The sequence below is a fragment of the Clostridium felsineum DSM 794 genome, assembly GCF_002006355.2.
In the GTDB taxonomy this organism is placed as follows: domain Bacteria; phylum Bacillota; class Clostridia; order Clostridiales; family Clostridiaceae; genus Clostridium_S; species Clostridium_S felsineum.
Genome location: NZ_CP096980.1, coordinates 1018583 through 1044631, shown reverse-complemented (window position 1 = coordinate 1044631; position 26049 = coordinate 1018583). Strand labels below are relative to the sequence as shown.

Here is a 26049-nt window from a genome sequence, read left to right as displayed (position 1 = left end):
ATTGTAAGGATAAAGCATAATGGGAGATGTGCAAATGAACATAGCAATTGATGTCCGAGGAATAAATCTTTACAGAGGAACTGGAATCGGAACATATACTGAAAACTTTGTAAGAGAGCTTTTAAACACGGATAACAAAAACTTATATACTTTGTACTGGTATGGCACCGGCTATAATAATTTTATAAAATCAAATTCTAAAATAAACATAGTTTCCAAAGGCTCACACAGCTTTTTCGAGAAATACTACTTTCCTGAAAATATAATAAAAAACAATATCGAAATATATCATGTTCCTCAAAATGGAATAGGCCTTAATCCAAATATACCATGCATAAAAGTCTGTACTGTTCATGATTTAATTCCTTATATCATGCCTGAAACAGTTGGAAAAGGATATCTTTTAAAATTTCTAAAAAATATGCCTTTTATTATAGAAAATTCTGATGCTATTTTAACTGTGTCGGAATACTCAAAAAAAGACATTCTAAAGTATTTTCCAATAGATGAAAATAAAATATTTGTAACACCTCTTGCTGCAAATTATAATTACAAGCCGCTTAATAAAGAAAATTGCAAAAAATTCATTTATAAAAACTATGAAATTGATGCACCATTTATTTTATATTTAGGTGGTTTCAGTAAAAGAAAAAACATAAAAAATCTTATAATTTCTTTTTCTGAAGCAAACAAAAAATTAACTCAAAAACATAAATTGGTGATAATAGGTTTATGTAGGGATGAACTTATAAATTTAAAAGACTTATGTCGCAATTTAAACATCTCAAATGATGTTATTTTTACTGGCTATATAGAAGAGAAGCTTTTGCCTCTATTTTACAATGCTGCTGAAATCTTTGTATACCCTTCGCTCTATGAAGGTTTTGGACTTCCTGTCCTTGAAGCTATGAGTTGTAAAACCCCCGTAATAACTTCAAATACCTCTTCTATACCAGAAATAACTGGTAACGATGCTTTACTTATAAATCCTTTAGATACCTCTGAACTTAGGGATTCTATATTAAAAGTCCTTGAAGACAATAAATTAAAACAAAAATTAAGCATAGATGGCTTTAATCGTTCTAAAAGATTTTCATGGAAAAACACTTCAAATAAAACTCTAGAAGCATATAAAAACATCTATACAAACCTTATTTAGTTGCTCAAAACGAGAAGGAGTATACTCAATATAATTATCGAGTATACTCCTTCTCTTAAATCTTAATAAAACTGAAACATAGAGCAAATATTAATTTTAACTTTCTTTATAAATATAATACCACATTAGTATCACAAAGTAAACGTTTAAATTGAAAATATAATAAATAAGTTTTTACACTTATTTATTATATTTATCATCTAAATTCTTCTGAATATTTTCTATAATTTCATCTATATTTTTGTTTTGCGCTGCCTCATTCCCTATTTCTTTTACTATATAATCATCTATTTCTTCATAATTTTTATAGTACTTTATATCAGAAAACATCTTTGCAGCATTCATATACATTTCATATACATCATATCCACCAATATAATCATTTTTTTTATGTATTTTATCATATGTATACACACTTGCATTACTAGAACATAATGCATATATTGCAAATTGCTTATATGAAGCTTCTTCATCGCTTGTAACAAACTTAGCAAATACACTAGCATATGATTTATTCTTAGAATTATCTGTTACCAGAAAATTTTCTCCTCCTCTATATGCGGTGTTATTTCCTGCCTGTTCAAAAGCTGGCAACCTTTGCACTGAAACCTTACCCTTTAGATTCGAGTAATTATTTTCAAGATATAAAATTTCTTCTGGAGATGCCATCATGGATACAATTTCTCCTGAAGCAAAAGCCTTTGGCGTATCCTTTCCAGGTTCAACACTTATATTTGTATTTCCCTTAATTATATCAAAAAGAAAACTTGAAGCTTCTTTAAATTTATCATTCTTTATATTAACCTTATTATTGCTATCTAAAAAATTAACTCCTAATTCTGTATTTTGAACATTATAAATATCGCTTAAATCTGAAATGTATGTTAAATTTTTTCCATTCTGTTTAACTGCATTTCCAAGTTCATTGTATTCCTGCCAGGTTTTTATGTCCTCTGGCTTAACATTTAAACTATTTAGTATATCTGATCTATAAAACATGAATAACGGCTCAGTATACCAAGGATAACCGTAAACCTTTCCTTCATTAGTTAAATTATGAACTTTATTAGATAAGAACATATCGCTTTTTATATCACTATCAGAAGACATATTAACAAGCTTTTGATTAAATTTATCAATAAAACTAGATGCATTTAAATCTCCAATTTCCACAACATCAGGAAGCTTTGACTTATTTTTAACATTACTTTCGTAATTCTTCATTATGTCTTCCTCAGTCATAAACACTGGATTTACAGTTATGTAATCATATTTTTTATTAAAATCATTTATTTGATCTTTTATTATATTTTGATCTTTACTATTTATCCATATAGTTATACTTACTTTTTTTTGAGTGGTATTTGGGTTAGATTTAATTGCATTAGTGTTTTTTGAAGTACCACAAGCTGAAGCGTAAAAAATTATACTAGAACTCATAACTACAAACAAAAAACTTTTAAAAAATCTTTTCATACTCTTTTGGTTACTGAAAACTTATATTTTTTATACTTCATTCCTATAATTCTAGCTGTTTTGCAGTAACTCTCTCCCTTCTTATTCTTAAAATATTTTACGTTTTAATTTTCATTTTTTAAATTAGTAATCTTTTATATTTTATAACTATATTCCTATTCAAATTATATAATAACATTTTATTTTTAAGCAGTCCACAAATAGAATTTCCAGTACCCAATCTTGTATTATATTTTCTCCATATTAATACCACTATATTACCTTCATTGTAAACTTTTTTCATACATTATTTAAAATCATGCCCTTGTAAATATTTTTAATTTGTGGTATTTTAACTTGTGTAATGGGAAGTATCTATCTTTAGAACTTCACCTAAGTTTTTTATTAAGTATATAATAAATTTGCCCATATCAAATGAGTGGGACAACTAACTTAATATCTTGATATATAAAAAGCAAAGGTTTGTTTTTTGATACTACCCTTTTATGAAGACTATTTTAAATAGCTTTAAGGAGGATTATTTAATGAAAAATACTACTGAAACTTTTAGAAACGCAAAAACAAAACAAGAAAAACTTGTAATGTTAACAGCCTATGATTACTCTACAGCCAAGATAATTGATTCATGTGATATCAATGGAATTCTCGTAGGAGATTCTCTCGGTATGGTATGTCTTGGCTATGAAAATACATTAAGTGTAACAATGGAAGATATGATTCATCACACCAAAGCCGTAGTACGTGGTGCAAAAAATACTCTTGTTGTCGCAGATTTACCATTTATGTCCTATCAAACCTCAATTTACGATGCAGTTTTTAATGCTGGAAGACTTATTAAAGAAGGTCATGCCACTGCAATTAAACTTGAAGGCGGCGCTTTAGTTTGCGATAGAATAAAAGCAATAGTCGACGCCCAAATTCCTGTAATGGGCCATATCGGTCTAACTCCCCAATCTGTAAATGCCTTTGGCGGTTTCAAAATTCAAGGAAAAAGTATAGATAAAGCAAAACAATTAATTGAAGATGCAAAAAAAATAGAAGAAGCTGGTGCTTTTGCTATAACCCTAGAGGGAATTCCAGAAAAACTCGCTAAATTAATAACTGAAAGTATAAATATACCTACTATTGGAATTGGCGCAGGGAAATACTGTGATGGTCAAATACTTGTATATCAAGATATGCTTGGTATGTTTGATGATTTGGCTCCTAAATTCGTCAAAAAATATGGTGATATCGGAAAAAATATGCGAGAAGCTTTTAATAGCTATGCAAAAGAAGTGCGCTCTAGTGCTTTTCCAGATGAAGCACATTCATTTAAAATTGATCAGAACATTATAGATGAACTGATTAAATAGGAAAGGAAGTAAATGTAATGGAAATTTTACATTCAATTAGTGATGTCAAAAAATACGTAAAACGCTTTAAAAGTGAAGGACTAACCATAGGACTAGTTCCAACTATGGGCTATCTACACGAAGGACATAAAAGTTTAATTGAAAAAGCCTCTTCAGAAAATGATAGAGTTATAGTCAGCGATTTTGTAAACCCAATCCAATTTGGACCTAATGAAGATTTAGATGTTTATCCAAGAGATTTAGAACATGATGCTAAACTTTCAGAAAGTGCTGGTGCTTCAATCTTATTTAATCCAGAACCTTCTGAAATGTACTTTGATGATGCAGTTACCTTTGTAAACTCTTCTGAAATAACCGATGTACTTTGTGGTGCTAGACGTCCTGGTCACTTTAGAGGTGTTTGTACTGTGGTTACTAAATTATTTAATATAGCATGCCCTGATAAAGCTTATTTCGGTGAAAAAGATGCTCAACAGTTAGCTGTAATTAAAAGAATGGTACGTGATTTAAATTTTGATATTGAGATAGTTGGCTGTCCTATAATTAGAGAAGAAGATGGACTAGCTAAAAGTTCAAGAAATACTTACCTCTCACCTGAAGAACGAAAGGCTGCAACTGTTCTTTCTAGGAGTTTAAATAATGCAAGGGAAATTCTTAAAACTGGTGAAAGAGATGCCGATAAAATAATAAAAGCTATAACTCTAGATATAGAAAAAGAGCCATTAGCAAAAATAGATTATGTTGAAGTTGTAGATAGTCTTTCCTTAAAATCCGTTTCTAAAATTGAAAAATCAGTATTAATACCTATTGCCGTTTATATAGGTAAAATAAGACTAATTGACAATTTCACCTTTAATATATAAATTACTCTGGAGGAATAAAATGCAATTAAATATGTTAAAATCTAAAATTCATAGAGCAACAGTTGTTCAAGCTGAATTAAATTATGTTGGAAGTATAACAATAGATAGAGATCTTATGGATAATGCTAACATACTTGAATACGAAAAAGTAGAAATAGCAAATATAAATAATGGTATGCGATTTGAAACTTACGTAATAGCTGGAGAACGTGGAAGCGGAATGATATGCCTTAATGGGGCTGCTGCTAGATGTGCCCAAGCTGGTGATAAAGTAATAATAATGTGTTACTGCACTTTAACACCTGCTGAAGCTTCAGAATACAGACCAAAAGTTGTATTTGTAAATGATGATAATACCATATCAAAGGTTACAGAATATGAGAAGCATGGAACAATTGAATAAATAATAAAAATAGTCTACTATGAACACCTTAAGGTTTCATAGTAGACTATTTTTACTCCCCAAATATACTTCTAACCCACTCTACACTTAAATTAAACCAAGAAGCTAAATGAGGATTTATATTTCCTCCTGCATCTGTTTCTTTAGTTCCAAGTGACATTCCATGTTTTCCATCTGGATAAATATGTAGTTCAAAAGAAATTTGAAGTTTAGAAAGCTGATCTACAAATAACATAGAATTTTGAACTGGCACTACCTTATCATTAAAAGTATGCCAAATAAAAGTAGTTGGCGTTTTTTCTGATACCTGTTTTTCTACTGATACTTCGTAGAGTAACTTTTTATCTGGATTTTCTCCTAGTAAGCAGTTAAAGGATTCTCTGTGTGCAAATTCTCCTGAGGTTATTACTGGATAGGATAGTATAAGTGCATTTGGTTTTAAAAATTCTTTTCTTATTCCTTCTTTATTGAACAATTCATCTTTAAACCATTTAGTTCCTAACATTCCTGCCAAATGTCCTCCTGCTGAAAATCCACAAACAACTATTTTTTCTTTATCTATATTCCACTTATCTGCATTTTCCCTTATTATAGTGATTGCTCTTGCTGCATCAAGCATTGGCTTTGGATATCTATTAGGATAAACACTATAGTGAAGAACAAATGCACTAAATCCAGCTGCATTATAGTTTACAGCTATAGGTTCTCCCTCTCTAGGTGATGTATGATTATATCCTCCACCTGGTAAAATTAAAATTGCTACTCTTTTTTTATCTCCATCTAAAATATAAGTTTCCATCGTTGGTCTAAAACTCTTATCGCAGCCCTCATAAGAAAGTCCGTTCCATATATCAATAACCCTATTTATCACTTAAAACTCCCCCAAAAAAAATTAATAACTTATCTCTTCTAATATTTCACGTTCCACTTTATTTACATCAGGTACATAGCTTTTAATAAATTTAATTTTTCCTTCTATCGTATATTCACCAAGTGATGCTGGAATTAGTACACTCTCTCCAAATTCTATTTTTTCTTTTCCTTCTTTATATGATATTTCTCCAAAGCCATCAACGCACGTTAAAATATAAAATCTCTCTTCATCGCTTGTTTCGCTAACCTTATCTGAAACATCATAAATTTCAAGCGAAAAATCTCTTCCAAGGCAAAAATAAGTTTTTTCATAACCATATCGTATTACTTTTACTCCCTTACTTTTTTTCCCTTTAAGGTTTAAATCTATAACATCAAGTGCTTTTTTCACATGAAGCTCCCTGCCTCTATTATAATCATATACTCTATAGGTTGTATCGCTATTTTGCTGTATTTCCGCTACTGTAACTCCCCCTCCTATAGCATGTATCATACCACTTCTTACAAGACACACGTCTCCTTTTTTTACATGTATTTTATTCATGTATTTATCAAGCTTTCCTGTTTCTATGCCTTCTTTAAGTAATTCTTTAGTACAATTTTCTGTAGTTCCTACTACTAATGCCGCCCCATCTTCTGCATCAATTACATACCAAACCTCTGTTTTACCCATATCATTCTCTATTTTTTTTGCATATTCATCATTTGGATGTACTTGAACAGAAAGATCACTTTTAGCATTTATAAGCTTTATAAGAAGAGGAAACCATTCTTTTTTTATTTTTGTACCTATAACTTCACTCTCTTTTTCTTTTATTAAATCATCAAGTCTTTTACCCTTAAATTCACCATTAGAAATTACACTTGTTCCATTTTTATGACAAGCTACGTCCCAACTTTCCCCAATACTGCCTTCAGGTAAATCCTTCCTAAACTTTTCTAAATCTCTTCCACCCCAAATTTTTTCATAATATAAATGTTTAAATTTTAATGGATACATATTTATATTCGCTGCATAAACATTTAGTATAAGTTATAATGTTATAACGTTTAATGTAAAAGCAGCTCCACCCTCCTTTATACTAAAATATCTTTCCCTACTTTTAGTTATTATTTTAACACAAAATTGTAACATAGTAAAATTAGTCTATAAATATTTTATGCTTAACTTTATCTAAGTAGATATATCCTTGTTATTAAATTCGAATAACTTTCCCTCTTTCTTTTCCACTTCATATACTGGACAATGAATATACTCCTTTGTAATATTTTTAATTTTTTCTTTATTTTCTTCACTGCAATTTAATCCTAAGTATATTCCTTCAGGCTTTATAGGACAAATAATACCTGAGTTCTTATCCTTATGTGCTTTTAATATTATTCTCCATTCTTTTTCATAACTCCAGCTTACATGCTTTATTTGCATAAGAAAAAAAAGTAGGTACATTCTATCTTCTCCATCATCCTTAAACACCCTTTCTAAAAACTTTGTAATATCGTATTTTTCAGTTTCATACCTTATTGGAATTATATACTTTGAAAATTTATTCATATAGTTTAAATCAAAGAAATTATATTGTATGCAAATTCCAGTATGATTGTTTGCATAATGTGCCCACATCGGCATACTATTAAGCTCTTCTGAAAAGCAACATATTTTTATATTGTTTCTAAGTCCATTAATATAGTCTTCTATACTGACTTTATTAGTATAATTTGAGAGTACAGCTTTATCAAAAAAAACTCCACATGAATCAAAAGGATCATTAAATTTATCCGGATTTGCGAACCATATTTTATTATCTTTAAGTGCACTAAGTCTGTTTTCGTCAATGATTTCATACTTATATAACTTTTTAGGAAAATTTCTATACTTTAATTTATAAGCTTCGTCTTTTCTGCCATCAAAAAGTAGCTTAATAAATTCATCTATCCATTCCATTTTACATAATCTCCTTAAAATAGTATAAGCTTTATTCTTTCCATTTTAATAAGATATTATAAAATAAAAGATTTCACACGTTTATATATTTATAGCATGTGAAATCTTTTATTTTATATAATTTTTTTGATAAGTCTTTTAACTACAGCGGGATCTTTCATAGCAGAAGACATAATTGCAGCTCCCTTAGCACCTGAATTCATTACTTCTACTATATTTTTTTCACTAATACCCCCAATGGCAATTTCAGGTATAGTTATCTCCCTTGCTATATGCCTTAAAAACTCCGTTCCTTTTCCTTTAAGTCCCTTTTTACATTCTGTTTCATATATATTTCCCACAAGAATGTAGTCCGCCCCATTTTCCTCTGCTCTTTTAGCTTCCTCTATACTATGAATGGATACTCCATTTTTTATAATTTTACTTCCACCTTTTTGAATAAAATCTATGAATCTTGACTGGTATGCATATGCTTTTATTTCTTCCGCTACTCTTAAGTTTCCATTTACAATTAAATTAGCCTCATACCTATCAGTAATATCTTTCATTTTACTGGCAACCTTATATAATTCTTCATAACTTAAATCCTTTTCTCTTAAAATTATATTTTTAGTGCCATAATCTAGTGCCTTTTCAATACATCCAAATAAATTATCATGTAAAATTAATTTTCTATTAGTAACTACATAAATCATAATGCATTTTCAAAATCCTTGAATACAGGATTGTATCCTAATTCTTTTATTTTATTATAAACCTCAGCTACGCTTCTTTTATCATTTGTATCAAATTGTCCTTCTCCCTTATCCTTTATACTATGTCCTCCAACTTCTGTGGAAACCCCCGCTGACATTTTTGTAACTCCCATTGGAATTAGACTATCTCTAAAACTTGCTGGTTCTCGTGTGGTTATATTAGTCCCTGCTCTTGGCAAAAACATTTTATAAGCTAAGATTACCTGTACAATATTTTTATCATTTACATCATATACATCATTAAAACTTCCTGCATGTGGCCTTATTCTTGGAGCTGACATAGAAATTTCAACGCTTGGAAACTTTTCTTGTATATACATAGCATGTAATCCTGTAAAAAATGCTTCTTGTCTCCATTTATAAAGACCTAAAAGTGCTCCTGCTCCTATAGAATGAATACCTGCCTTGCAAACTCTTTCTGGTGCATCGAGTCTAAATTTAAAATTCTTTTTTGGTCCACTTAAATGTACCTTTGAATATTTTTCTTCATTATAAGTTTCCTGATAAATAGTCAAACTATCTGCGCCTGCCTCTACCAACTCTTTGTATTCATCAACTTCAAGTGGATATATTTCTATACATATTGAACTAAAATATTTCTTAAGTAGCTTTATTGCATCTCTTATATAGGAAACAGGGGTTTGAACCTTTGATTCACCTGTAAGAACTATTATATTCCTCATACCTGTTTCATATATAGCTTTAGCTTCTTTTTCTATTTCCTCCATGGTAAGCTGTTTTCTTTTTATTTTATTTTTTACATTATATCCACAATAAGCACAACCATTAACACAAAAATTTGCAATATATATAGGCGTATATAACACTACCGTTTTTCCAAAATTTTTAAGTGATATTTCTCTAGCCTTTTGTGCCATAACCTCTAAATAGTTTTCTGCTGCAGGTGATAGCAGTTTCAAAAAATCTTTTTCATGAATAATATCTTTGTGTAATATTTTTTCTATATCTTCCTTTGTTACTTTTGAAAAAAAGCTTTCAAAATCAAAATCCCTATATTCCTGTAATTTTTCATAAAAACTCATTTTATTCACTTCCTATCGTAAAAATCCTGTAAGTGGAGATGATGCTGATGCATATTCTCTTTCTGCTCCAAGCTTTGCTCTATATGCCATTCTACCTGCTCTAACTGCAAGCGAAAATGCTTCTGCCATATCTACTGGATCTTCTGCTGTTGCTATAGCTGTATTTACAAGCACTGCGTCAGCTCCCATTTCCATAGCTAATGCCGCATCAGAAGGTTTTCCTATTCCTGCATCTACAACTACAGGCACTTCATTTATTTCTTCTATTAAAATTTTAAGCATTTCTTTAGTCCTAAGTCCCCTATTACTTCCAATTGGAGCTCCTAGTGGCATAACAGCTGCTGCTCCAACATTTACAAGTCTTCTCGCATCCATTAGATCTGGATTTATATATGGAAGCACAGTAAAGCCTTCTTTTACTAAAGCTTCAGTAGCCTTTATAGTTTCATAATTATCTGGCAATAAATATTTATTATCTGATATAACTTCTATCTTAACCCAATTTCCACAACCAGCCGCTTTAGCTATTTTAGCTAGTCTTATAGCTTCTTCAGCATTTCTAGCCCCTGACGTATTTGGAAGAAGTATTAAATCTTCGCCTATAAAATTAAGTATATTATCATTCTGAGATGTTATATCAACTCTTCTAAGCGCTACCGTAATAACCTTTGATTTTGACTTATTCATAATTTGTGGTATTAATTCATTAGAACTTAATTTACCTGTCCCAACAAAAAGTCTATTTTCTAATTTAACTGAACCTATTTGCAATTCGTCCACTTTAATTCCTCCTAAATTTTATTTATCTTCCATTATTATTCTAAGTACTGCATTTGCCTCATGATTAGCTGCTATAGAAACCCTTGGTGCCATAAGTCCTAAACCCACTTTTGCCTCATTTTCTCCATCACCTACAAGATAAAAATTTTCATTTATTTTTTTTGTTACTATGCTATTACTAGTAAAATATCCTGCCATACCAGAAGCCCCAACTATTTTTTTGTCCTTCATTTTGGTAAGAACACTATTTACAAGCTCTGACTTACATATTGGATTATCAAAAGCTTCTACAACTATATCAACAGCCTTAAAAATCTCTTCTACATTTTCTTCACTTATAAAAGCATCTATTGTGTCCACTTTTACAAATGGATTACACTCACTTATTATTTGTTTAAGTGCCTCTGTTTTTTTCATACCTATATGTTTTATAAAATAATGCTGTCTATTTAAGTTACTTGGTTCAACCACATCAAAATCCACAAGTAATAACCTACCTATACCTATTCTGGCAAGGCTCACAGCAACATTTGATCCTAATCCTCCAAGACCAGCTATACCAACAAATGCCTCCTTTACCCTTGTATGCACCTTAGGTGTATGTCTTGCCACAAGCTGTGCTTCCATATCTTCTTTTTTAGGTATCTCACCTTTTTTTATAAAAACGATGTTATCTTCTTTTTTTAACACTACATTTTCTTTCATAATAAAACCATTATAAATAACAACATCTGCATCACTTTTTATTTCTTCTTTAAGCTCCATTAGTGTAGTATTAATTCCAACCTCTCGGGGTCTTTCATTTACATATACTCTCATTTTTAGCCTCCTCCAACAAATCTAATTATTTCTACTTTAGAGTCACTTGAGAGTTTTTTTCGTTTGTATTCATTTTTATCAACTATTTCTAAGTCCACTTCCACAACTACTTTATTACTTTCTATGTTCAATTTTTTTAAAAGTTCATAAACTGTTGTTTCCTCATAAAGTTCCATGTCTTTTCCGTTTACTACCATTAAATCACCTCTTTTATATAAATAAAAAAGAGAAGCAAAATTGCTTCCCTCATAACTTTCAATTAAAACATATAAACTTCTGCGCAGAATTATATGTAATAAGATCTGATGATATTATCTCCCTACGTTGGCATTATCCAAATCAGGTTATGAGGGTCTGGAATCACATTCCACTCTCAGCCTGTCTACAGGCTCCCCAGTAACAATATTTAGTTTTTATATTTTTAATTTAGCATAACAAAACAAAAAATGCAAATTTTTATTGAAGCTATTTTAAATTTTCATTACTTAAAATGTATAGAAAACCATGCAATGGATATAGATATATAATACTTACTCCACATAATTTATGTTTTAAAAATTTAATAATATTATTTTTAAGAAATATTTTTTAATGATATAATATTGTATAAATATTTTCATTAGGAGTGTTTATGGAAAAACTTGATAGAATAAATTTAATATTAAATCATAGAAATTTTAAAAATTATTTATCCAAAACCCTAAAATATGAAAAGGGTCGAAAATTTTGTTCTCATACCTTAGAACATTTTCTTGATGTTGCAAGAATCTCGTACATAATTGTTCTTGAAGAAAAGCTAGACATAAAAAAGGATATAATTTATGCCTCTGCCCTCCTTCACGATATAGGTAGATGGCAACAATATGAAAGCGGCATTCCTCATTCTACTGCAAGTGCAAACCTTTCAATAGATATCTTAAAAGATTGCAACTTTAATTCTTTAGAAATTGAACTTATAATTGAAGCTATTAAAAATCATGGAAAAGTAAATTCAATTTCGCATTTAAGCTCTATACTTTATAGAAGTGATAAACTTTCAAGAAATTGCTTTAATTGTTCTGCTTACGCAGAATGTAATTGGAGTTACCATAAAAAAAATTCAAGCATAAAATATTAAGGAGTAATCAAAATGAGAATAGGTAACAAAGATTTTTTAATAGGTAAAAGGACCTATATAATGGGAATTTTAAATGTAACACCTGACTCCTTCTCTGATGGAGGAAAATTCAACAATTTAGATAATGCCCTAAAACATGCTGCTAAACTTATAGAAGATGGTGCAGACATAATCGATATTGGTGGTGAATCAACAAGACCAAATCATTCACCTGTTGATAAAAACGAAGAATTAGACAGAGTTATTCCAATAATAGAAGCTTTAGTTCATGAGTTTGATATTCCCCTTTCAATAGATACTTATAAAGGTGAAGTAGCTGAGGCTGCCTTAAAAGCTGGTGCTCATCTTGTTAATGATGTATGGGGTTTTAAAAAGGATTCATATATAGCTAAGGTTGCTGCAAAATATGATGTTCCATGCTGTCTAATGCATAATAGACAAGACTTAAATTATATTGATTTTCTTGAAGATGTCATTAACGATTTAAAAGAAAGCATTAATATAGCACTAGACGCAGGTGTAAAAAAAGAAAATATAATGATAGATCCTGGAATAGGTTTTGCTAAAAGCTTTGAGCAGAATTTATCTTTAATGAATAATTTAGAAAAACTTAAAATTTTAAATTTTCCTATGCTTCTAGGTACTTCTAGAAAATCTATGATAGGTAATATTTTAAATTTGCCACCAAACGAAAGAGTTGAAGGTACAGCTGCAACTTCAGTTATCGGAGTTACTAAAGGCTGTGATTTTATTAGAGTTCATGATGTTCTTGAAAATAAAAGAGCCTGTACTGTAGCAGATGCCATATTAAGGAGATGAGCAAACTTTGGACAAAATAACTATAGAAGATTTTGAAGTATTTGCGTATCATGGTGTGTTGGAAGAAGAAAAAACACTTGGACAAAAATTTTTATTATCCCTATACTTAGATTTAGATTTAAGAAAATCAGGGATATCAAAAGCTTTAAATGATACCGTAAATTACGCTGAACTATTAGATAATATAGAAGAAGAATTTACAAAACAAAGTTTCGATTTAATAGAAACTGCTGCTGAAAAAATAGCAGAGTTTATTTTGCTAAACTACAATTTAGTTAAAGCCGTTAAGGTAATCCTAAAAAAACCTTGGGCTCCTGTAAAAAAACATGTGAAATGTATTTCTGTAGAAATCGAAAGAAGTTGGCATACAGCTTATATAGGTCTTGGTTCTAATATTGGAAATAAAGAAGAAAATTTAAAAGAAGCCCTTGCACTTATAGAAAAAAATTTCCAATGCGTTTTAACTGAAGTTTCTAATTTCTATATAACAAGACCTGTTGGTTATTTAAATCAAGATAATTTTTTAAACTGTGCTGCTGAAATAAAAACCTTAATGTCACCAAACGAACTAGTGGACTTTTTTCTAAGAATTGAAGAAACCTTAAAACGAAAAAGAACAGTACACTGGGGACCACGAACCATTGATTTAGATGTTTTACTTTATGATAATCTAATTACAGATGATCCTCACATAACCTTACCTCATCCTAGAATGACAGAGCGACTTTTTGTTTTAACTCCACTATGTGATATAAATCCTAATTTAGTCCATCCAGTCTTAAATGATAGAATAATAAATATAAAAAATAATTTATCTAAAGTACAAGTACTATAAAACTAAAAGTAAATCTTGAAAATTTAATTTTATCAAGATTTACTTTTTTCCATGTATGTACTATAATAACTACAGGATTCATTAATATCCAATAAATTTTATAAATAAAAACGTGTGCTAGGGGTGCCCTTGGGCTGAGAAACAATTATACCATGTTAACCCTTAACCTGATCTGGATAATACCAGCGTAGGGAAGCAATGTAAATTCAGAATTATTTACTGTAATTTATAGTTGAACTTTTCTACTATTAATTACAGTTTTTTATTTTTTGGGTAACTTTAAGCACATATTAATCTTGGAGGTCTTATTATGGACAATTTTTCATTTTCAAAAAGTATTAAAACAATATCACAAAGTCCATCCGCTATTGCTGCACTTATAGGAGTTTTAATTATAATAATTGTTCTATTGAGAATTAGAAAAATCAAATTCTCTACAAAATTAATAACTCAAATAGGTGTTGTACTTGCCCTTGCGACAGTTCTAAGCTTCTTTAAAATATATAAACTTCCACAAGGAGGAAACATTACCTTAGGAAGTATGGTGCCAATACTACTAATCGCTTTTTTTTATGGTCCTGAAGTTGGATTTTTAACTGGATTTTTATTTGGAATAATTGATCTTATGATCGACCCATATATACTCCACCCAGTTCAAGTACTCTTTGATTACCCTCTCCCTTATATGGCACTTGGGTTTGCTGGTTATTTTAAAAACAAAAGACTAATTGGAACAATTGCTGCTGTATTTATAAGGCTTTTATTTCATGTTGTTTCTGGTGTTGTTTTCTTCGCTAGTAGTGCACCAAAAGGCCAATCTCCACTTATTTATTCTATAATATATAATGCTTCATTTTTATCTATCGACTGTGTAATTTGTCTTGTGATTATAGCTATAATTCCCTTTAAACGTTTATATAAAATTGCCAATTTAAATATTTAGAATAAGGTGCTTTTAATTTTCAGCACCTTATTTTAAACATAGCTTACTTCTAATGGATTTCTATCCACTACCCTCTTATATTTATATTTGGGATAGCCTACCATTACAGCTCCTGTTATTACACTATCTTCTGAAATATTAAATAACTCCATAAGAGGCTCATATTTATCAAATACACACATTTCAAAAAGACCCGCAAAGCAACTTCCTAAGCCTAAAGTAGTTGCAAATAACTCCATATAAGAAAAAGAAAAAATAGTATTTTCTCGCCCATTTTTGAATCCTTTAGGCGCAGTTGCTAAAACTAATGTAGGAGCATTTCTTAGTATTTTATCTATTCCTTGTTCCCTATAATCCTTAATATGTTTAGGAAAGCTCCAGTGCATAGTAGGTGTATCTATTTTATCTTCCATCCAGTTTATAACAACTTCAGTAGCTTTTTTAAGTATTTTTTTATCTGTAACTATAACGTATGATATATTCTGACTATTACTTGCTGTGGGAGCAAAATGAGCAATATTAATTAACTTCATTAACTTTTCTTTCTCTACAGGAATATTTTTATAGCATCTAATTGATCTACGTGATCTTAAAAACATTTCGGCTTTGTTTTCGTCTATTACAGGAAATTGTTTTAATTCTTGCTGCCTTAAAAGAGGTGTTCTAACATTATCAATAGCTTTATTAGGACATACTGCCACACATTGTCCACATCCTATACAGTTTGTTCCTTCTAATTCTTCCGGTCCTTCTTCTCCCATACCTAAAACTATTGATGGACATACCTCTATACAAATTCCACACTTTTTACATTTTGACTTTTGTAACTTAATAAGTTCCATTATACTTCATCCTCTCTTGTATACTCATATACTTGCTTGTATAAACAAATTGCTTACGTTATAATAGTAGGCATTAATTGCTAATTTAACAAGTACGCACATTAAAGTGCTATAGTACCCATTTGTATACTACATAATTTAAATTTCAGGAGGATAATAATGATTAAATATAATAATATAGAATATAATTGTTCTATGGAACTTACCATGGAAATCATAGGTGGAAAATGGAAGACTCTTATTCTTTGGTACTTGGGAAAAGAAACTTTAAGATTTGGTCAGTTAAAAAAGAAATTACCTAAAATCACCCATAAAATGCTTACTCAACAACTTAGAGCTTTAGAAGAAACCGGACTAATACATAGATCTGTTTATCCATCTGTACCACCTAAGGTTGAATATTCTCTTACTAATTCTGGACAAAGTCTTCTTCCTGTTTTAAAGGGTCTTTGCACATGGGCTCTTAACTATGTTGAAAACAATCCAAAAATTTAATAATATACTCTAGATGTTTTATCAATTTTTTATACCTACTACAGCTTTTCTTTATAAAATTGTTATGGAGAGTTAAGAAATAAAATATATAATAATTCCTATATTCACTTTAGGAGGATTTTTAAATGAACATAAAAAAAATAGTTGCGCTTTTCATAACCTCAACTTTATCCTTATCCTTGTTGGTTGGATGTGGAAGTAATAATGCTACCCAAAACTCAAATAACACAACTACAAAAAAAGTAGATACCACTCAAATTAAAGCACAATATCAATCAAAGCTTAAAGAACTTGTTACTAAAAGCACTATAACTCAAGCTCAATCTGATAAAATCTTAACTACTTTAACTAACCATATTGGAAAGGGACATAGAAGAGCTGGCAATAAATCTAACGATAGTGGTGCAAATAAGCCTAATAACTCTGGTGATAATGTCCAAAATAATAATAAAAACAACAATAGACAAAATTTCAATCCACTAAATAGCTTAGTTCAAAATGGAATAATAACGCAAGATCAAGCAAATACAGTATGGCAGACTTTACGTGGAAGTTTTAATCTAGAGAAGAATACTACAACAAATAATCAATAAAGTAAAAAAACAATCTGCACATTTTGCAGATTGTTTTTTGTTAACGATATGTTCAATTAAAGTTCTTTTATGTACCACGCATCATTTTCATTATTGCTTTTTTCAAAAATTGGCTTTTTCAAAGAAATAAATCCATTTTTCTTATAAAATTCATTAACAGCTATCATATTTGAAAAAGTTTTAACATAACACTTTCTATAATATCTTCCAGCAAAATCTAAGGCTATTTCTAATAAAATTTTATCAATCCTACTTTGCCTTACCTCTTTAAGTAAATACATGCTATAAAGCTCACATATATCTCCATTATTACTTAAAGGCTTAATGCCACAGCCTGCTACCAAATTTTCGTCTTCCTCTACAACCCAATAATTTGATTTTTTATTTTTCTCTTCACTATAAAATATGCTAAAATCAAAATTTACATCCGTACACCCTACTTTATCTCCTTTAAATTCTCTCATACAACTATTAATAAGGTTTTCAAGCTGATTAATATCTTTTCTCTCTATTTTTCTTATAATCATAATTTTTTCCTCCACCTATTCTTATATTATAGAATTTATCAATTACAAGGAGGTTATACGGATAAAAAATCAAATTCTTTTTTTAATTATCATATATACATTTTTTATTCTTAAATATGATGAGAAAAATCCAAATACCATTACTACATACAAAAAATAATTTACGAATCTTTTTATAATATATGCATCTACAAACATTGAAACACAAAACATGCCAGGAATTATAAAAAATATTGCAGAAACAACTCTTCCAATTGGATCAAAAATAAAAAAATTATCAGAATTATTTAAACCCCTTATCAACTTTGATGTAATTATAAATTCAAGAAATTTAAAAAATACAAATAATAAAAACCAAATAGGCATAATTTTAAACACTATTAATGTAATATATGATGTTACTATATATAATAAGTCGGCAACTACATCTAGTTTTGCTCCTATCTCTGAGGTTACCTCCATCTTTCTTGCAATTTTACCATCTAATAAATCCGAAAAACAGATAGCCAAGAAAACAATTATTATCTCTTCAATTCCTAGATTATTATATTGAAAATGCATTATTATAAAATACATAAATATAAATGCCATTATTATTCTAAATAAAGTTAAACTATTAGGTACGATTTTAATAACTCTATTCACAAAATCACCTTCCAATTCTACTCTTGTTCTTTAAAATATACTTTTATTTACTTATCTATCTTAATATATTAAAATTAATCTATATAATAGACAAGGGAGTGGATACTATTGAAAATTGCAGTAATAGGTGCTGGGGCTATGGGCGGACTCTATGGTGCTTATCTCTCACGTAACAATGATGTTTATATGATTGATGTTAATGAAAAAACTGTCAATTCTATAAACAACGATGGTATATTAATTTATGAAAAAGAAAGCGATAAAACAGAAGTTTTTAAAATTCCTGCATTTACTAATTCATCAAGCTTATGTACTATGGATTTGGTTATTTTATTTGTTAAAAATCTTTACACCTTATCTGCCTTAAAAAGTAACTTAAACTTATTTAATGATTCTACACTTGCAATTTCTCTGCAAAATGGTGCTGGAAACGATAGGGATTTAGAAAAATTCATAAAAAAAGAAAACATACTAATTGGCACAACTGAACACAGCTGCTCTATTTTAGAGAATAACAAAATATCTCATAACCAAAATGGAATAACAAATATAGGTATGGTTGCTTATAATAATACCGTACTTGAAAATACAAAAAAATTATTTGAAGCCTGCAATTTAAAAACAGTAGTTTATGAGAACATTCAAGAAATTATCTGGAATAAATTATTCATTAATATGGCTCTTAACGCTATAACTGCAATTCTAAATTGTAAAATAGGCTATCTTGGTGAAAACAAACATGCTTTTGAGATTGTAAGGAATATTTTATCTGAAGCTGTTGATGTTGCAATTATTGATGGAACTCACTTCGACAAAAATGAAGTAATTACTAGAGTAGAAAAATACATTAATAAAGACTTAAGAAATGCAATAACTTCGATGAATCAGGATGTTTTAAATAAAAGGCTTACCGAAATAGACCATATCAACGGAGCTGTTTCTACTTTAGGAAAAGCTTACAAAATTCCTACGCCTTATAATGATTGTATAATCCACATTATTCATTCTATAGAAGGCTTATATAAACATTAAGTAACAAATAAAAACTTAAGTTCTACAAATTAATATTCAATGGCTTGTACAGCTTAAGTTTTTTATTATATATTTCTAATTTCCTGTTAACTGTTTTAAATAATCTGTATAGCTTACTATCGGAACTGAACCATTTATTCCTCTATTTTTACCTATGGTGAAGATGTTATTTTTAGAAATTCCCACACTTGAATAAGCTTCCACATCTGTTCCTGCATTTCCAAAACCATAGTCAAATTCTATACCTTTACTTTTAAGACTATTTAAATAATTTTCCTTAAAGGTAGCAGCAGCTTCTCCAAGAACTAAATCTCCTCCAGATGAAGTATGAACTAATCCCATAGGGAAATTTTCGGTGCAAAGCCAACTTTGACTTTCCTCAGATAGCCAATATGGTCTTGCTGTTAAATATAATATTCCATAGCCTTTCGATGCATAATATTTAACCACATTATTTGCATCTGGATACATTTCTGCTTTATAGCTTGAATTAAAAAACTCACCAGCATATTGCTTTACATCTTCAAAATCACTTGTTGTTAAAGTTCCATCCATATCAAAAACAACATATTTTTTAGCTCCATCTAAAATTTGAAGATACATATCCGCTTCTGTTCCATCACCTTCAACGTAAAGTTTAATTAAATGTGTACCCACAGATAATTTCATATTATCAGGTATATTATATTGTATATGTCCCTTAGAATCAGTTTTTACTCTTCCTATATTTGTCCACACTGGTGATTTAGAATCAAGAGAGTATTCATAAATTGATACCCATTCATTCTTTAACTTAACTCTTAAATCCCCATACATAAAATCCCCTTCCACTATTTGAGGTTCTCCCGATGTATAAACTTCATCATAGCCATTGTGATGTGGATTATGCTTAGTTATAACTTGGCTATTTACCCAATTTAGAAAGCCAGTAGGATTAGGTCTTGTAAATTCTCCATTCTTAAAATCAAAATAGCTAATTGAATTAGTATTTAAATTATAACTTGAAGCCAATACAGCCTTACCACTAAAAAACATAAATATACTTAATAATATAATAGTAATATTTATAATTTTGATTTTTTTATTCATAAATTTTCTCCCCTTTATAATAAAATATATATTTCTATTATAAAGGGGATTTTATTACATTAAAATACTTTTTATCATCTTTACTTCAATTTTTCAAAATTATTCATAGCAAGATTAACAATATATTCAATAGGATTTTCATCATTTGATGGACATATATTACTACACATACTTATAAGTTTCTTATTACCATTTGATACACAAAAGCCGTATCCCGCCGATTTTATAAGTTCATAATCATTCATATTGTCACCTACTGAAATCACCTTATTAATATCTATATTTTTAAGGTTACAAAGATTTTTTAATGCAGCCCCTTTTGATAGATTATCTGGAAGTATTTCTAAATAATTTTCTCCGCTTCTTACTAAATTTATTTTTCCAAAAAGATTTTCAAAATTTTCTTCTAAATAATCTTCATCTTCCTCTTCTGCCAAAACAAGAACTTTCGTCCAGTTTTCTTTCCAAAGTGTTTCTGGAATTTCATAAAAAACTTCGTATCCTCTCTTTTTAAATCTTTCTGTAAACCTACAAGAACTATAAATATAAGTATTTTCATTACTGTATATCTCAATACCAAATGAAGGATTATACTCTTTTATTTTTTTTACTATTTCCTTCACTCTATCTTCTAATTCTATTTCAAACACAGTTTTTTCATTTTGAAAATCATATATTTTAGCTCCATTATAAAGTATTACAGGTAAATCAACAGGAAGATCTCTTATATATCTATATGCCGACTCCATTGTTCTCCCTGTAGCTATAGTAAATCTCCCACCTAAACTCTGAAATTTTTTTATTGCCTCTATATTTTTGTCTGATATTCTTCTGTCACTATCAATTAAAGTATCATCCATATCCGATATTAAAAGCCATCCTTCAAATCTTTTGTTCAAATATATCACCCTTCAAAACTTTTTAATTACAATTTTAATTATATCAGTAAAAATTAAAAACAATAGTTTAAATTATTTAAATCTTGTCTCAAGCCCAGGTAGATTTCTATAAATAACCATCCACAATAGTAATATCCAAATTAATATTGCTAATATTATTGAAATTCCATATGCAATTTTATCTTTATTATTTCTCGCTATTTTTTTTTATCCTCATATCTAATTTATTCTCTTTAATAACTTCTATAAATTTAAGATGTTTTTCACTATGGCGCATTTCTAATTTTATATCTTGACCTAACAAAGGTTTTATTGTTAATAAATCAAATCCCTTATTCACATTTTTATTCTCTATATAATCTATATCTTTAAAATTATAATGCTTTATTTTAAGTGCTAAATATGAATCATTTGCTTCTATTACTGAAATACTTTTATCTGTAAGAATTATTGCTGTTTTAGTAGGCCATGAAGTCCATATAGATGATATAGATGCATATCCATATCCCATTCCCTGTGCCAGTCTAACTCCATAGGTTTCTGCCCAAAATACATACTTCACCTTTTCATCTTTTTCAAATTGGTCTTCAACCTTTTCAAAAGCTTCTTCCATATTAGCTCTTTTATATAGCCTCTTCATATTAGTTTTCATTTTTAAAAGCACAGCATCATTAATTTTTTCATTTTCATATTTTTTTATTTCTTCTTGGCTTATAAAAACATCGTTATAACTAATTAGTTTTTCTCTATCCTCCATGTTTACAACTCCCTTCCTTTTAATATTTGCTTTAACTTTTTTCTTCCTCTACTCAAGCGATTATAAACTGAAATTGACGTTAACCCCATATCAATAGCTATTTGCCCAATTGAACAATCTTTTATATATCTTTTCACAAAGATTTCCTTATCTTTTATACTTAAATTATTTAAAAGCTCTAGTATTGATTTTTTATTTTCTTTTTTCAAATAATTATCTTCAATATCTACTAAAGAATTTACCTTTAAATCATCTATATCAATATTGTTTCTAAACTTTTTCAATTTTTTCTTATAGGTTAGAGCTTTATTTTTAGAAATCACAATTATCCAGCACTTTAAATTTCCTTTTTCCTTTGAAAAACAGTCCATATTTCTCCAAAGGCACATCAATATGTCATCTATGCACTCTTCCACACTTGTGGTTTCATGACTTTCATTTAATACTGCCCTAACCACATTGTGAATTATGCTTCCATATCTATCTATTAATTTATTAAAAGAATTTACATCCCTCTTCAATATACCATCGACTATCTTTTCATCCTTCTCATCCATCTTCTCACCTCAAAATATAAGCCTTTACTATATATACCATTAACAAGAAATATTTTTGTCATAATCCAATTATAAATATTTTTACAACAATTTGCTAAAAAAGCATTTATAAGCGAGTAATATATTATAAACACTAAATTTTATTGGAGGCTTTATAAAATGAAAAAACATAAAAAGCTAATTATCTTTTTAATACTATTTCTAATTCCTGCAAGCTTAGTTGCTGTATACAATATAAAAAAATACACTAAACCAAAAGCAAAAGGTATATTCTACAAGGTAGAAAAGGATGGAAACTATTTATATCTAGGTGGTACAATCCATATTGGAAAAAATGAGCCATTTAAATTTTCTAAAGCTATTGAAAATGCCTATACAGAATCCACTGCATTAGTTGTAGAATCAGATATTACAGACACTAGCACAATGTATAAATTCGTAAAAGACGTAACTTACCCAAAAGGTGACAATTTATACAACCACATAACTCCTGCTGCTAAGAACCATATTGAACCAATCATGCAAAAGTTAAATTTAAAGCTTGATACCTATAGAAATGATACTCTAGGTTACTTATACGCTACTATTCTTGATAATGAACTATTATCTGATAATACAACTAGTTATGGTTTTGACTATTATTTTCTAAAAAGAGCTAAAGAAAATAACAAAGAAATTGTTGCTTTAGAAGATGCTAAAACTCAAGCTAATGCATTAAATGCTGGTGGTGATGCTTATCAAAATTATCAACTTGAAAATATGCCTTATCCTGATGATGCTAAAAAGGCCTTTGATGCTGAATATACTGCAATTTTAAATGGTGACGTATCAAATTTTGAAAAAACTGACCTTGGAAAGAACTCAAATAATAAAGCCGTTCGAGATTATTACAATTCCTTAATACTACAAAGAAATATAAAAATGTGTAATAAAATAGAGAATTATATAGCTTCAGGCAAAAAATATTTTATAGTTGTTGGAACTGGACATGTACTTGGACCTGATGGACTTGTAAAAATGTTAAAAAAGGATGGTTTTGTAGTCACAAGACTTTAATAAAAGCTTTTTACTTCCAAAGTTTCAATTATTAATAAAATGTAGTATTATAAATATTAAGCTTTATTAATTTTATAGGAGGTATTTAAATGGAAAAAATCGCAAGTTTTACTGTTAACCATTTAACACTTAAACCTGGAGTTTATGTTTCAAGAAAAGACAAATTTGGAGATGTGGTTTTAACTACTTTTGATATACGTATGACAAGTCCTAATGACGAACCAGTTATGAATACAGCTGAAATGCATACTATTGAACATTTAGCTGCAACTTTTTTAAGAAATCACAAGGACTATTCGGCAAAAACAGTATATTTTGGACCAATGGGATGTAGAACAGGTTTTTATTTAATTCTACAAGGAGATTATCTATCAAAAGATATCGTACCTTTACTTAAAGAACTATATAAATTTATTGCCGACTTCAAGGGAGAAGTTCCAGGTGCTGCAGCACGTGATTGTGGCAATTACCTTGACATGAACCTTACTATGGCAAACTATTTAGGAAAAAAATTCTTGAGTTTACTTGATAACATAACTGAAGATAGATTAAATTATCCAGCTTAAATGATTGAAACCACTAAAACACAAGATTGATGTCTTACTATCAGTCTTGTGCTTTATTTTTATATATTACATTTATTCACATAATGGTTATTTAATTTATTTAATATATTTTTTACCTTTATTTATTTATTAATTGAATTATTTACTTTTTTTTCAAAACATGTTACAATATATTCCTAAAGGAGGGAAATATATTGAAAAAACTTTTTAATAATCTATTTTTATTATGTTCTATAATCTTTTTAGGTACAATTTTATGGGGACACAGTGTACAAGCTGACGATTCTTTTACATACCCTAGTGCATATGGTTGGTGGCAAACTGACAGTGGCTACGACTTAAATCATGTTAGCAGCCGTATGGTTAGTGGTGATTTCAATGGTGATGGTAAAACTGACGTTGCTACTTTCTATGACTATGGTAATGGTGCTTCAAGAATTCATGTATTTACATCTAACGGAAGCTCTTTTGATTATGCTAGTGCATATGGTTGGTGGAAGACTGATAACGGTTACGATACTAGCCGAATTGCAGATGTTGTCGCTGGTGACTTTAATGGTGATGGTAAAGACGACATTGCTGTAATATACAATTATGGCGGTGGAGCTACTAGAATTCATGTATTTATTTCTACTGGAAATTCCTTTAGTTATACTGATTGCAATGGTTGGTGGAGCACTCCTAGTGGATATGATGCAGGTAGAATTACAGCTGCTGTCGCTGGTGATTTTAATGGTGATGGTAAAGCTGATATTGCTACTTTCTATGACTATGGTAATTCTGAAACCAGAATTCATGTTTTCACTTCTACAGGAAGTTCCTTTAGTTATACTGATTGTAATGGTTGGTGGAATAGTACTGGATACGATTCTAATAGAATTAAAGGACGAGTTGTAGCTGGTGATTTTAACGGTGATGGTAAAACTGACATTGCTGCCATGTATGACTACGGTAATTCTGAAAGTAGAATACATGTGTTTACATCTACAGGAAGTTCCTTTACTTACGCCGGTGGCTATGGTTGGTGGAACTCTACTGGGTATGATGCAAATAGAGTTACTGGAAAGCTTGTAGCTGGTGACTTTGATGGTGATGGTAAGTCTGATATTGCTGCTATGTATGACTACGGTAATTCTGAAACTAGAATCCATGTATTTAAATCTACTGGAGATTCCTTCACTTATACCGGTGCTAACGGCTGGTGGAATACCACTGGCTATGATGCAAATAAAATTACTGGAAGAGTTGTAGCTGGTGATTTTAATGGTGATAAAAAAGCTGATATTGCTGCCTTTTACGACTATGGAAATACTGCCTCTAGAATTCATGTATTCTTATCTAATGCTACTTCCCCTGTCTCATTAAAGGGTAAAGAGTTAGTAGCTTATGCTGAAACTTTCATAGGTGTTCCATATGTATGGGGTGGCACTTCTCCTAGCGGCTTTGATTGTTCAGGTTTAGTACAGTATTGTTATGCTCACTTTGGAGTATCTCTTCCACGTACTACTTATGACCAAGTTAACTATGGTACTACTGTAACAGATTTACAACCAGGAGACTTATTATTCTTTGGTTCGGCCTCTAGTCCATATCATGTGGCTATTTATGCTGGAAATGGTCAAATGGTTGAAGCCCCTCGTACAGGATTAAACGTACGTCTTACTGATGTTAGATCATATTCAATAGCTAAAAGAATTTTTAATTAATACGAAAAGTTGTCCACAAAATTTGTGGACAACTTTTGTATTTATTAACTTGATTTAAGTGTTTCGCAATTTCAACTTTCATCCTTTTATTTTAATTATTTAC

30 protein-coding genes and 2 riboswitches are annotated in these 26049 nt (G+C 29.6%); of the genes, 14 read left to right on the top strand and 16 right to left on the bottom strand.

Annotation, left to right across the window (positions count from 1 at the left end; translation table 11 throughout):
• Nucleotides 1-34: 34 nt before the first annotated feature.
• Nucleotides 35-1159: a glycosyltransferase family 4 protein gene (locus CLFE_RS05020; RefSeq protein WP_077834460.1), complete on the top strand. Its 1125-nt coding sequence runs from the start codon at nt 35-37 to the stop codon at nt 1157-1159.
• A gap of 180 nt (nt 1160-1339) precedes the next feature.
• Here the strand turns inward: CLFE_RS05020 and CLFE_RS05015 are convergent, their stop codons facing one another.
• A complete protein-coding gene (locus CLFE_RS05015; protein WP_077892487.1) occupies nt 1340-2635 on the bottom strand; it encodes an ABC transporter substrate-binding protein in 1296 nt (431 codons plus the stop codon).
• 524 nt (nt 2636-3159) lie between these two features.
• On the opposite strand from CLFE_RS05015, the gene panB reads away from it, so the two are divergent.
• The 3 genes from panB to panD are packed head-to-tail and all read left to right on the top strand — an operon-like array spanning nt 3160 to nt 5256.
• Nucleotides 3160-3990 (top strand): 3-methyl-2-oxobutanoate hydroxymethyltransferase, encoded by an 831-nt coding sequence (gene panB / locus CLFE_RS05010; RefSeq protein ID WP_077835293.1) that lies wholly within the window; start codon nt 3160-3162, stop codon nt 3988-3990.
• 17 nt (nt 3991-4007) lie between these two features.
• A complete protein-coding gene (panC, locus tag CLFE_RS05005) occupies nt 4008-4853 on the top strand; it encodes a pantoate--beta-alanine ligase (RefSeq protein ID WP_077835294.1) in 846 nt (281 codons plus the stop codon).
• Between the two features lie 19 nt (nt 4854-4872).
• Nucleotides 4873-5256, top strand: a complete 384-nt coding sequence (gene panD / locus CLFE_RS05000; protein ID WP_077835295.1) for an aspartate 1-decarboxylase — start codon at nt 4873-4875, stop codon at nt 5254-5256.
• 52 nt (nt 5257-5308) lie between these two features.
• Here the strand turns inward: panD and CLFE_RS04995 are convergent, their stop codons facing one another.
• The 8 genes from CLFE_RS04995 to thiS all read right to left on the bottom strand — a co-directional run bounded on the left by CLFE_RS04995 (nt 5309) and on the right by thiS (nt 11665).
• Nucleotides 5309-6127 (bottom strand): alpha/beta hydrolase, encoded by an 819-nt coding sequence (locus CLFE_RS04995; RefSeq protein ID WP_077892486.1) that lies wholly within the window; start codon nt 6125-6127, stop codon nt 5309-5311.
• A gap of 21 nt (nt 6128-6148) precedes the next feature.
• Entirely contained in the window at nt 6149-7129 is a 981-nt protein-coding gene (locus CLFE_RS04990; RefSeq protein WP_077892485.1) for a type I phosphomannose isomerase catalytic subunit, read from the bottom strand.
• Nucleotides 7130-7303: 174 nt separating this feature from the next.
• Nucleotides 7304-8071 (bottom strand): DUF2971 domain-containing protein, encoded by a 768-nt coding sequence (locus CLFE_RS04985; protein ID WP_077835298.1) that lies wholly within the window; start codon nt 8069-8071, stop codon nt 7304-7306.
• Between the two features lie 113 nt (nt 8072-8184).
• Nucleotides 8185-8766, bottom strand: a complete 582-nt coding sequence (locus CLFE_RS04980; RefSeq protein ID WP_077892484.1) for a thiamine phosphate synthase — start codon at nt 8764-8766, stop codon at nt 8185-8187.
• Nucleotides 8763-9869 (bottom strand): 2-iminoacetate synthase ThiH, encoded by a 1107-nt coding sequence (gene thiH, locus CLFE_RS04975; RefSeq protein ID WP_077892483.1) that lies wholly within the window; start codon nt 9867-9869, stop codon nt 8763-8765. Before thiH ends, CLFE_RS04980 begins: the two co-directional genes overlap by 4 nt.
• Before the next feature lie 12 nt (nt 9870-9881).
• Nucleotides 9882-10649: a thiazole synthase gene (locus CLFE_RS04970; protein ID WP_077892482.1), complete on the bottom strand. Its 768-nt coding sequence runs from the start codon at nt 10647-10649 to the stop codon at nt 9882-9884.
• An 18-nt stretch (nt 10650-10667) separates the two neighbouring features.
• Nucleotides 10668-11468, bottom strand: coding sequence for a sulfur carrier protein ThiS adenylyltransferase ThiF (gene thiF / locus CLFE_RS04965; protein ID WP_077835302.1), 801 nt, complete (start codon nt 11466-11468; stop codon nt 10668-10670).
• Nucleotides 11469-11470: 2 nt separating this feature from the next.
• Nucleotides 11471-11665 carry a sulfur carrier protein ThiS gene (thiS, locus tag CLFE_RS04960; RefSeq protein ID WP_077892481.1) on the bottom strand — a complete coding sequence of 65 codons (195 nt, stop codon included), beginning with the start codon at nt 11663-11665 and terminating at the stop codon, nt 11471-11473.
• A gap of 101 nt (nt 11666-11766) precedes the next feature.
• A riboswitch (TPP riboswitch) is annotated at nt 11767-11874 on the bottom strand.
• Nucleotides 11875-12099: 225 nt separating this feature from the next.
• Between thiS and CLFE_RS04955 the strand changes: the two genes are divergently transcribed.
• From CLFE_RS04955 to thiT, 4 genes are all read left to right on the top strand, one after another.
• Complete coding sequence (locus tag CLFE_RS04955; protein WP_077850967.1) at nt 12100-12585, top strand: HD domain-containing protein; 486 nt, start codon at nt 12100-12102, stop codon at nt 12583-12585.
• 12 nt (nt 12586-12597) lie between these two features.
• Nucleotides 12598-13404, top strand: a complete 807-nt coding sequence (folP, locus tag CLFE_RS04950) for a dihydropteroate synthase (protein WP_077892480.1) — start codon at nt 12598-12600, stop codon at nt 13402-13404.
• A gap of 7 nt (nt 13405-13411) precedes the next feature.
• Nucleotides 13412-14239 carry a 2-amino-4-hydroxy-6-hydroxymethyldihydropteridine diphosphokinase gene (gene folK / locus CLFE_RS04945; RefSeq protein ID WP_077835305.1) on the top strand — a complete coding sequence of 276 codons (828 nt, stop codon included), beginning with the start codon at nt 13412-13414 and terminating at the stop codon, nt 14237-14239.
• 109 nt (nt 14240-14348) lie between these two features.
• Nucleotides 14349-14450, top strand: a riboswitch (TPP riboswitch).
• Between the two features lie 99 nt (nt 14451-14549).
• Nucleotides 14550-15182, top strand: coding sequence for an energy-coupled thiamine transporter ThiT (gene thiT, locus CLFE_RS04940; RefSeq protein ID WP_077850966.1), 633 nt, complete (start codon nt 14550-14552; stop codon nt 15180-15182).
• Between the two features lie 32 nt (nt 15183-15214).
• Here the strand turns inward: thiT and CLFE_RS04935 are convergent, their stop codons facing one another.
• Entirely contained in the window at nt 15215-16024 is an 810-nt protein-coding gene (locus CLFE_RS04935) for a nitroreductase family protein (RefSeq protein ID WP_077892479.1), read from the bottom strand.
• A gap of 159 nt (nt 16025-16183) precedes the next feature.
• On the opposite strand from CLFE_RS04935, the gene CLFE_RS04930 reads away from it, so the two are divergent.
• Entirely contained in the window at nt 16184-16519 is a 336-nt protein-coding gene (locus CLFE_RS04930; RefSeq protein ID WP_077892478.1) for a winged helix-turn-helix transcriptional regulator, read from the top strand.
• 125 nt (nt 16520-16644) lie between these two features.
• On the top strand, nt 16645-17112 hold the full coding sequence (locus CLFE_RS04925) for a hypothetical protein (protein WP_077892477.1): 468 nt from the start codon (nt 16645-16647) through the stop codon (nt 17110-17112).
• Nucleotides 17113-17168: 56 nt separating this feature from the next.
• Here CLFE_RS04925 and CLFE_RS04920 read toward each other — a convergent pair whose 3' ends face one another.
• Both CLFE_RS04920 and CLFE_RS04915 read right to left on the bottom strand, forming a co-directional pair.
• Entirely contained in the window at nt 17169-17639 is a 471-nt protein-coding gene (locus tag CLFE_RS04920; protein WP_077892476.1) for a GNAT family N-acetyltransferase, read from the bottom strand.
• A gap of 69 nt (nt 17640-17708) precedes the next feature.
• Nucleotides 17709-18284 (bottom strand): CDP-alcohol phosphatidyltransferase family protein, encoded by a 576-nt coding sequence (locus tag CLFE_RS04915; RefSeq protein ID WP_139356080.1) that lies wholly within the window; start codon nt 18282-18284, stop codon nt 17709-17711.
• A gap of 108 nt (nt 18285-18392) precedes the next feature.
• Here CLFE_RS04915 and CLFE_RS04910 point away from each other — a divergent pair, with 108 nt between their 5' ends.
• Nucleotides 18393-19316 (top strand): 2-dehydropantoate 2-reductase, encoded by a 924-nt coding sequence (locus CLFE_RS04910; RefSeq protein WP_077892475.1) that lies wholly within the window; start codon nt 18393-18395, stop codon nt 19314-19316.
• A gap of 75 nt (nt 19317-19391) precedes the next feature.
• Here CLFE_RS04910 and CLFE_RS04905 read toward each other — a convergent pair whose 3' ends face one another.
• The 4 genes from CLFE_RS04905 to CLFE_RS04890 all read right to left on the bottom strand — a co-directional run bounded on the left by CLFE_RS04905 (nt 19392) and on the right by CLFE_RS04890 (nt 22618).
• Nucleotides 19392-20405 carry an LNS2 domain-containing protein gene (locus CLFE_RS04905; RefSeq protein ID WP_077852345.1) on the bottom strand — a complete coding sequence of 338 codons (1014 nt, stop codon included), beginning with the start codon at nt 20403-20405 and terminating at the stop codon, nt 19392-19394.
• An 80-nt stretch (nt 20406-20485) separates the two neighbouring features.
• Nucleotides 20486-21304: a Cof-type HAD-IIB family hydrolase gene (locus CLFE_RS04900; protein WP_077892474.1), complete on the bottom strand. Its 819-nt coding sequence runs from the start codon at nt 21302-21304 to the stop codon at nt 20486-20488.
• Between the two features lie 187 nt (nt 21305-21491).
• Nucleotides 21492-22061 carry a hypothetical protein gene (locus CLFE_RS04895; RefSeq protein WP_077892473.1) on the bottom strand — a complete coding sequence of 190 codons (570 nt, stop codon included), beginning with the start codon at nt 22059-22061 and terminating at the stop codon, nt 21492-21494.
• Between the two features lie 2 nt (nt 22062-22063).
• Nucleotides 22064-22618 carry a sigma-70 family RNA polymerase sigma factor gene (locus CLFE_RS04890; protein ID WP_077892472.1) on the bottom strand — a complete coding sequence of 185 codons (555 nt, stop codon included), beginning with the start codon at nt 22616-22618 and terminating at the stop codon, nt 22064-22066.
• Between the two features lie 159 nt (nt 22619-22777).
• On the opposite strand from CLFE_RS04890, the gene CLFE_RS04885 reads away from it, so the two are divergent.
• From CLFE_RS04885 to CLFE_RS04875, 3 genes are all read left to right on the top strand, one after another.
• Nucleotides 22778-23674 (top strand): TraB/GumN family protein, encoded by an 897-nt coding sequence (locus CLFE_RS04885; protein WP_077892471.1) that lies wholly within the window; start codon nt 22778-22780, stop codon nt 23672-23674.
• Nucleotides 23675-23763: 89 nt separating this feature from the next.
• Nucleotides 23764-24240 carry an S-ribosylhomocysteine lyase gene (locus CLFE_RS04880; protein WP_077852341.1) on the top strand — a complete coding sequence of 159 codons (477 nt, stop codon included), beginning with the start codon at nt 23764-23766 and terminating at the stop codon, nt 24238-24240.
• A gap of 194 nt (nt 24241-24434) precedes the next feature.
• Nucleotides 24435-25946, top strand: a complete 1512-nt coding sequence (locus CLFE_RS04875; protein ID WP_077892470.1) for an NlpC/P60 family protein — start codon at nt 24435-24437, stop codon at nt 25944-25946.
• Nucleotides 25947-26049 lie beyond the last annotated feature (103 nt).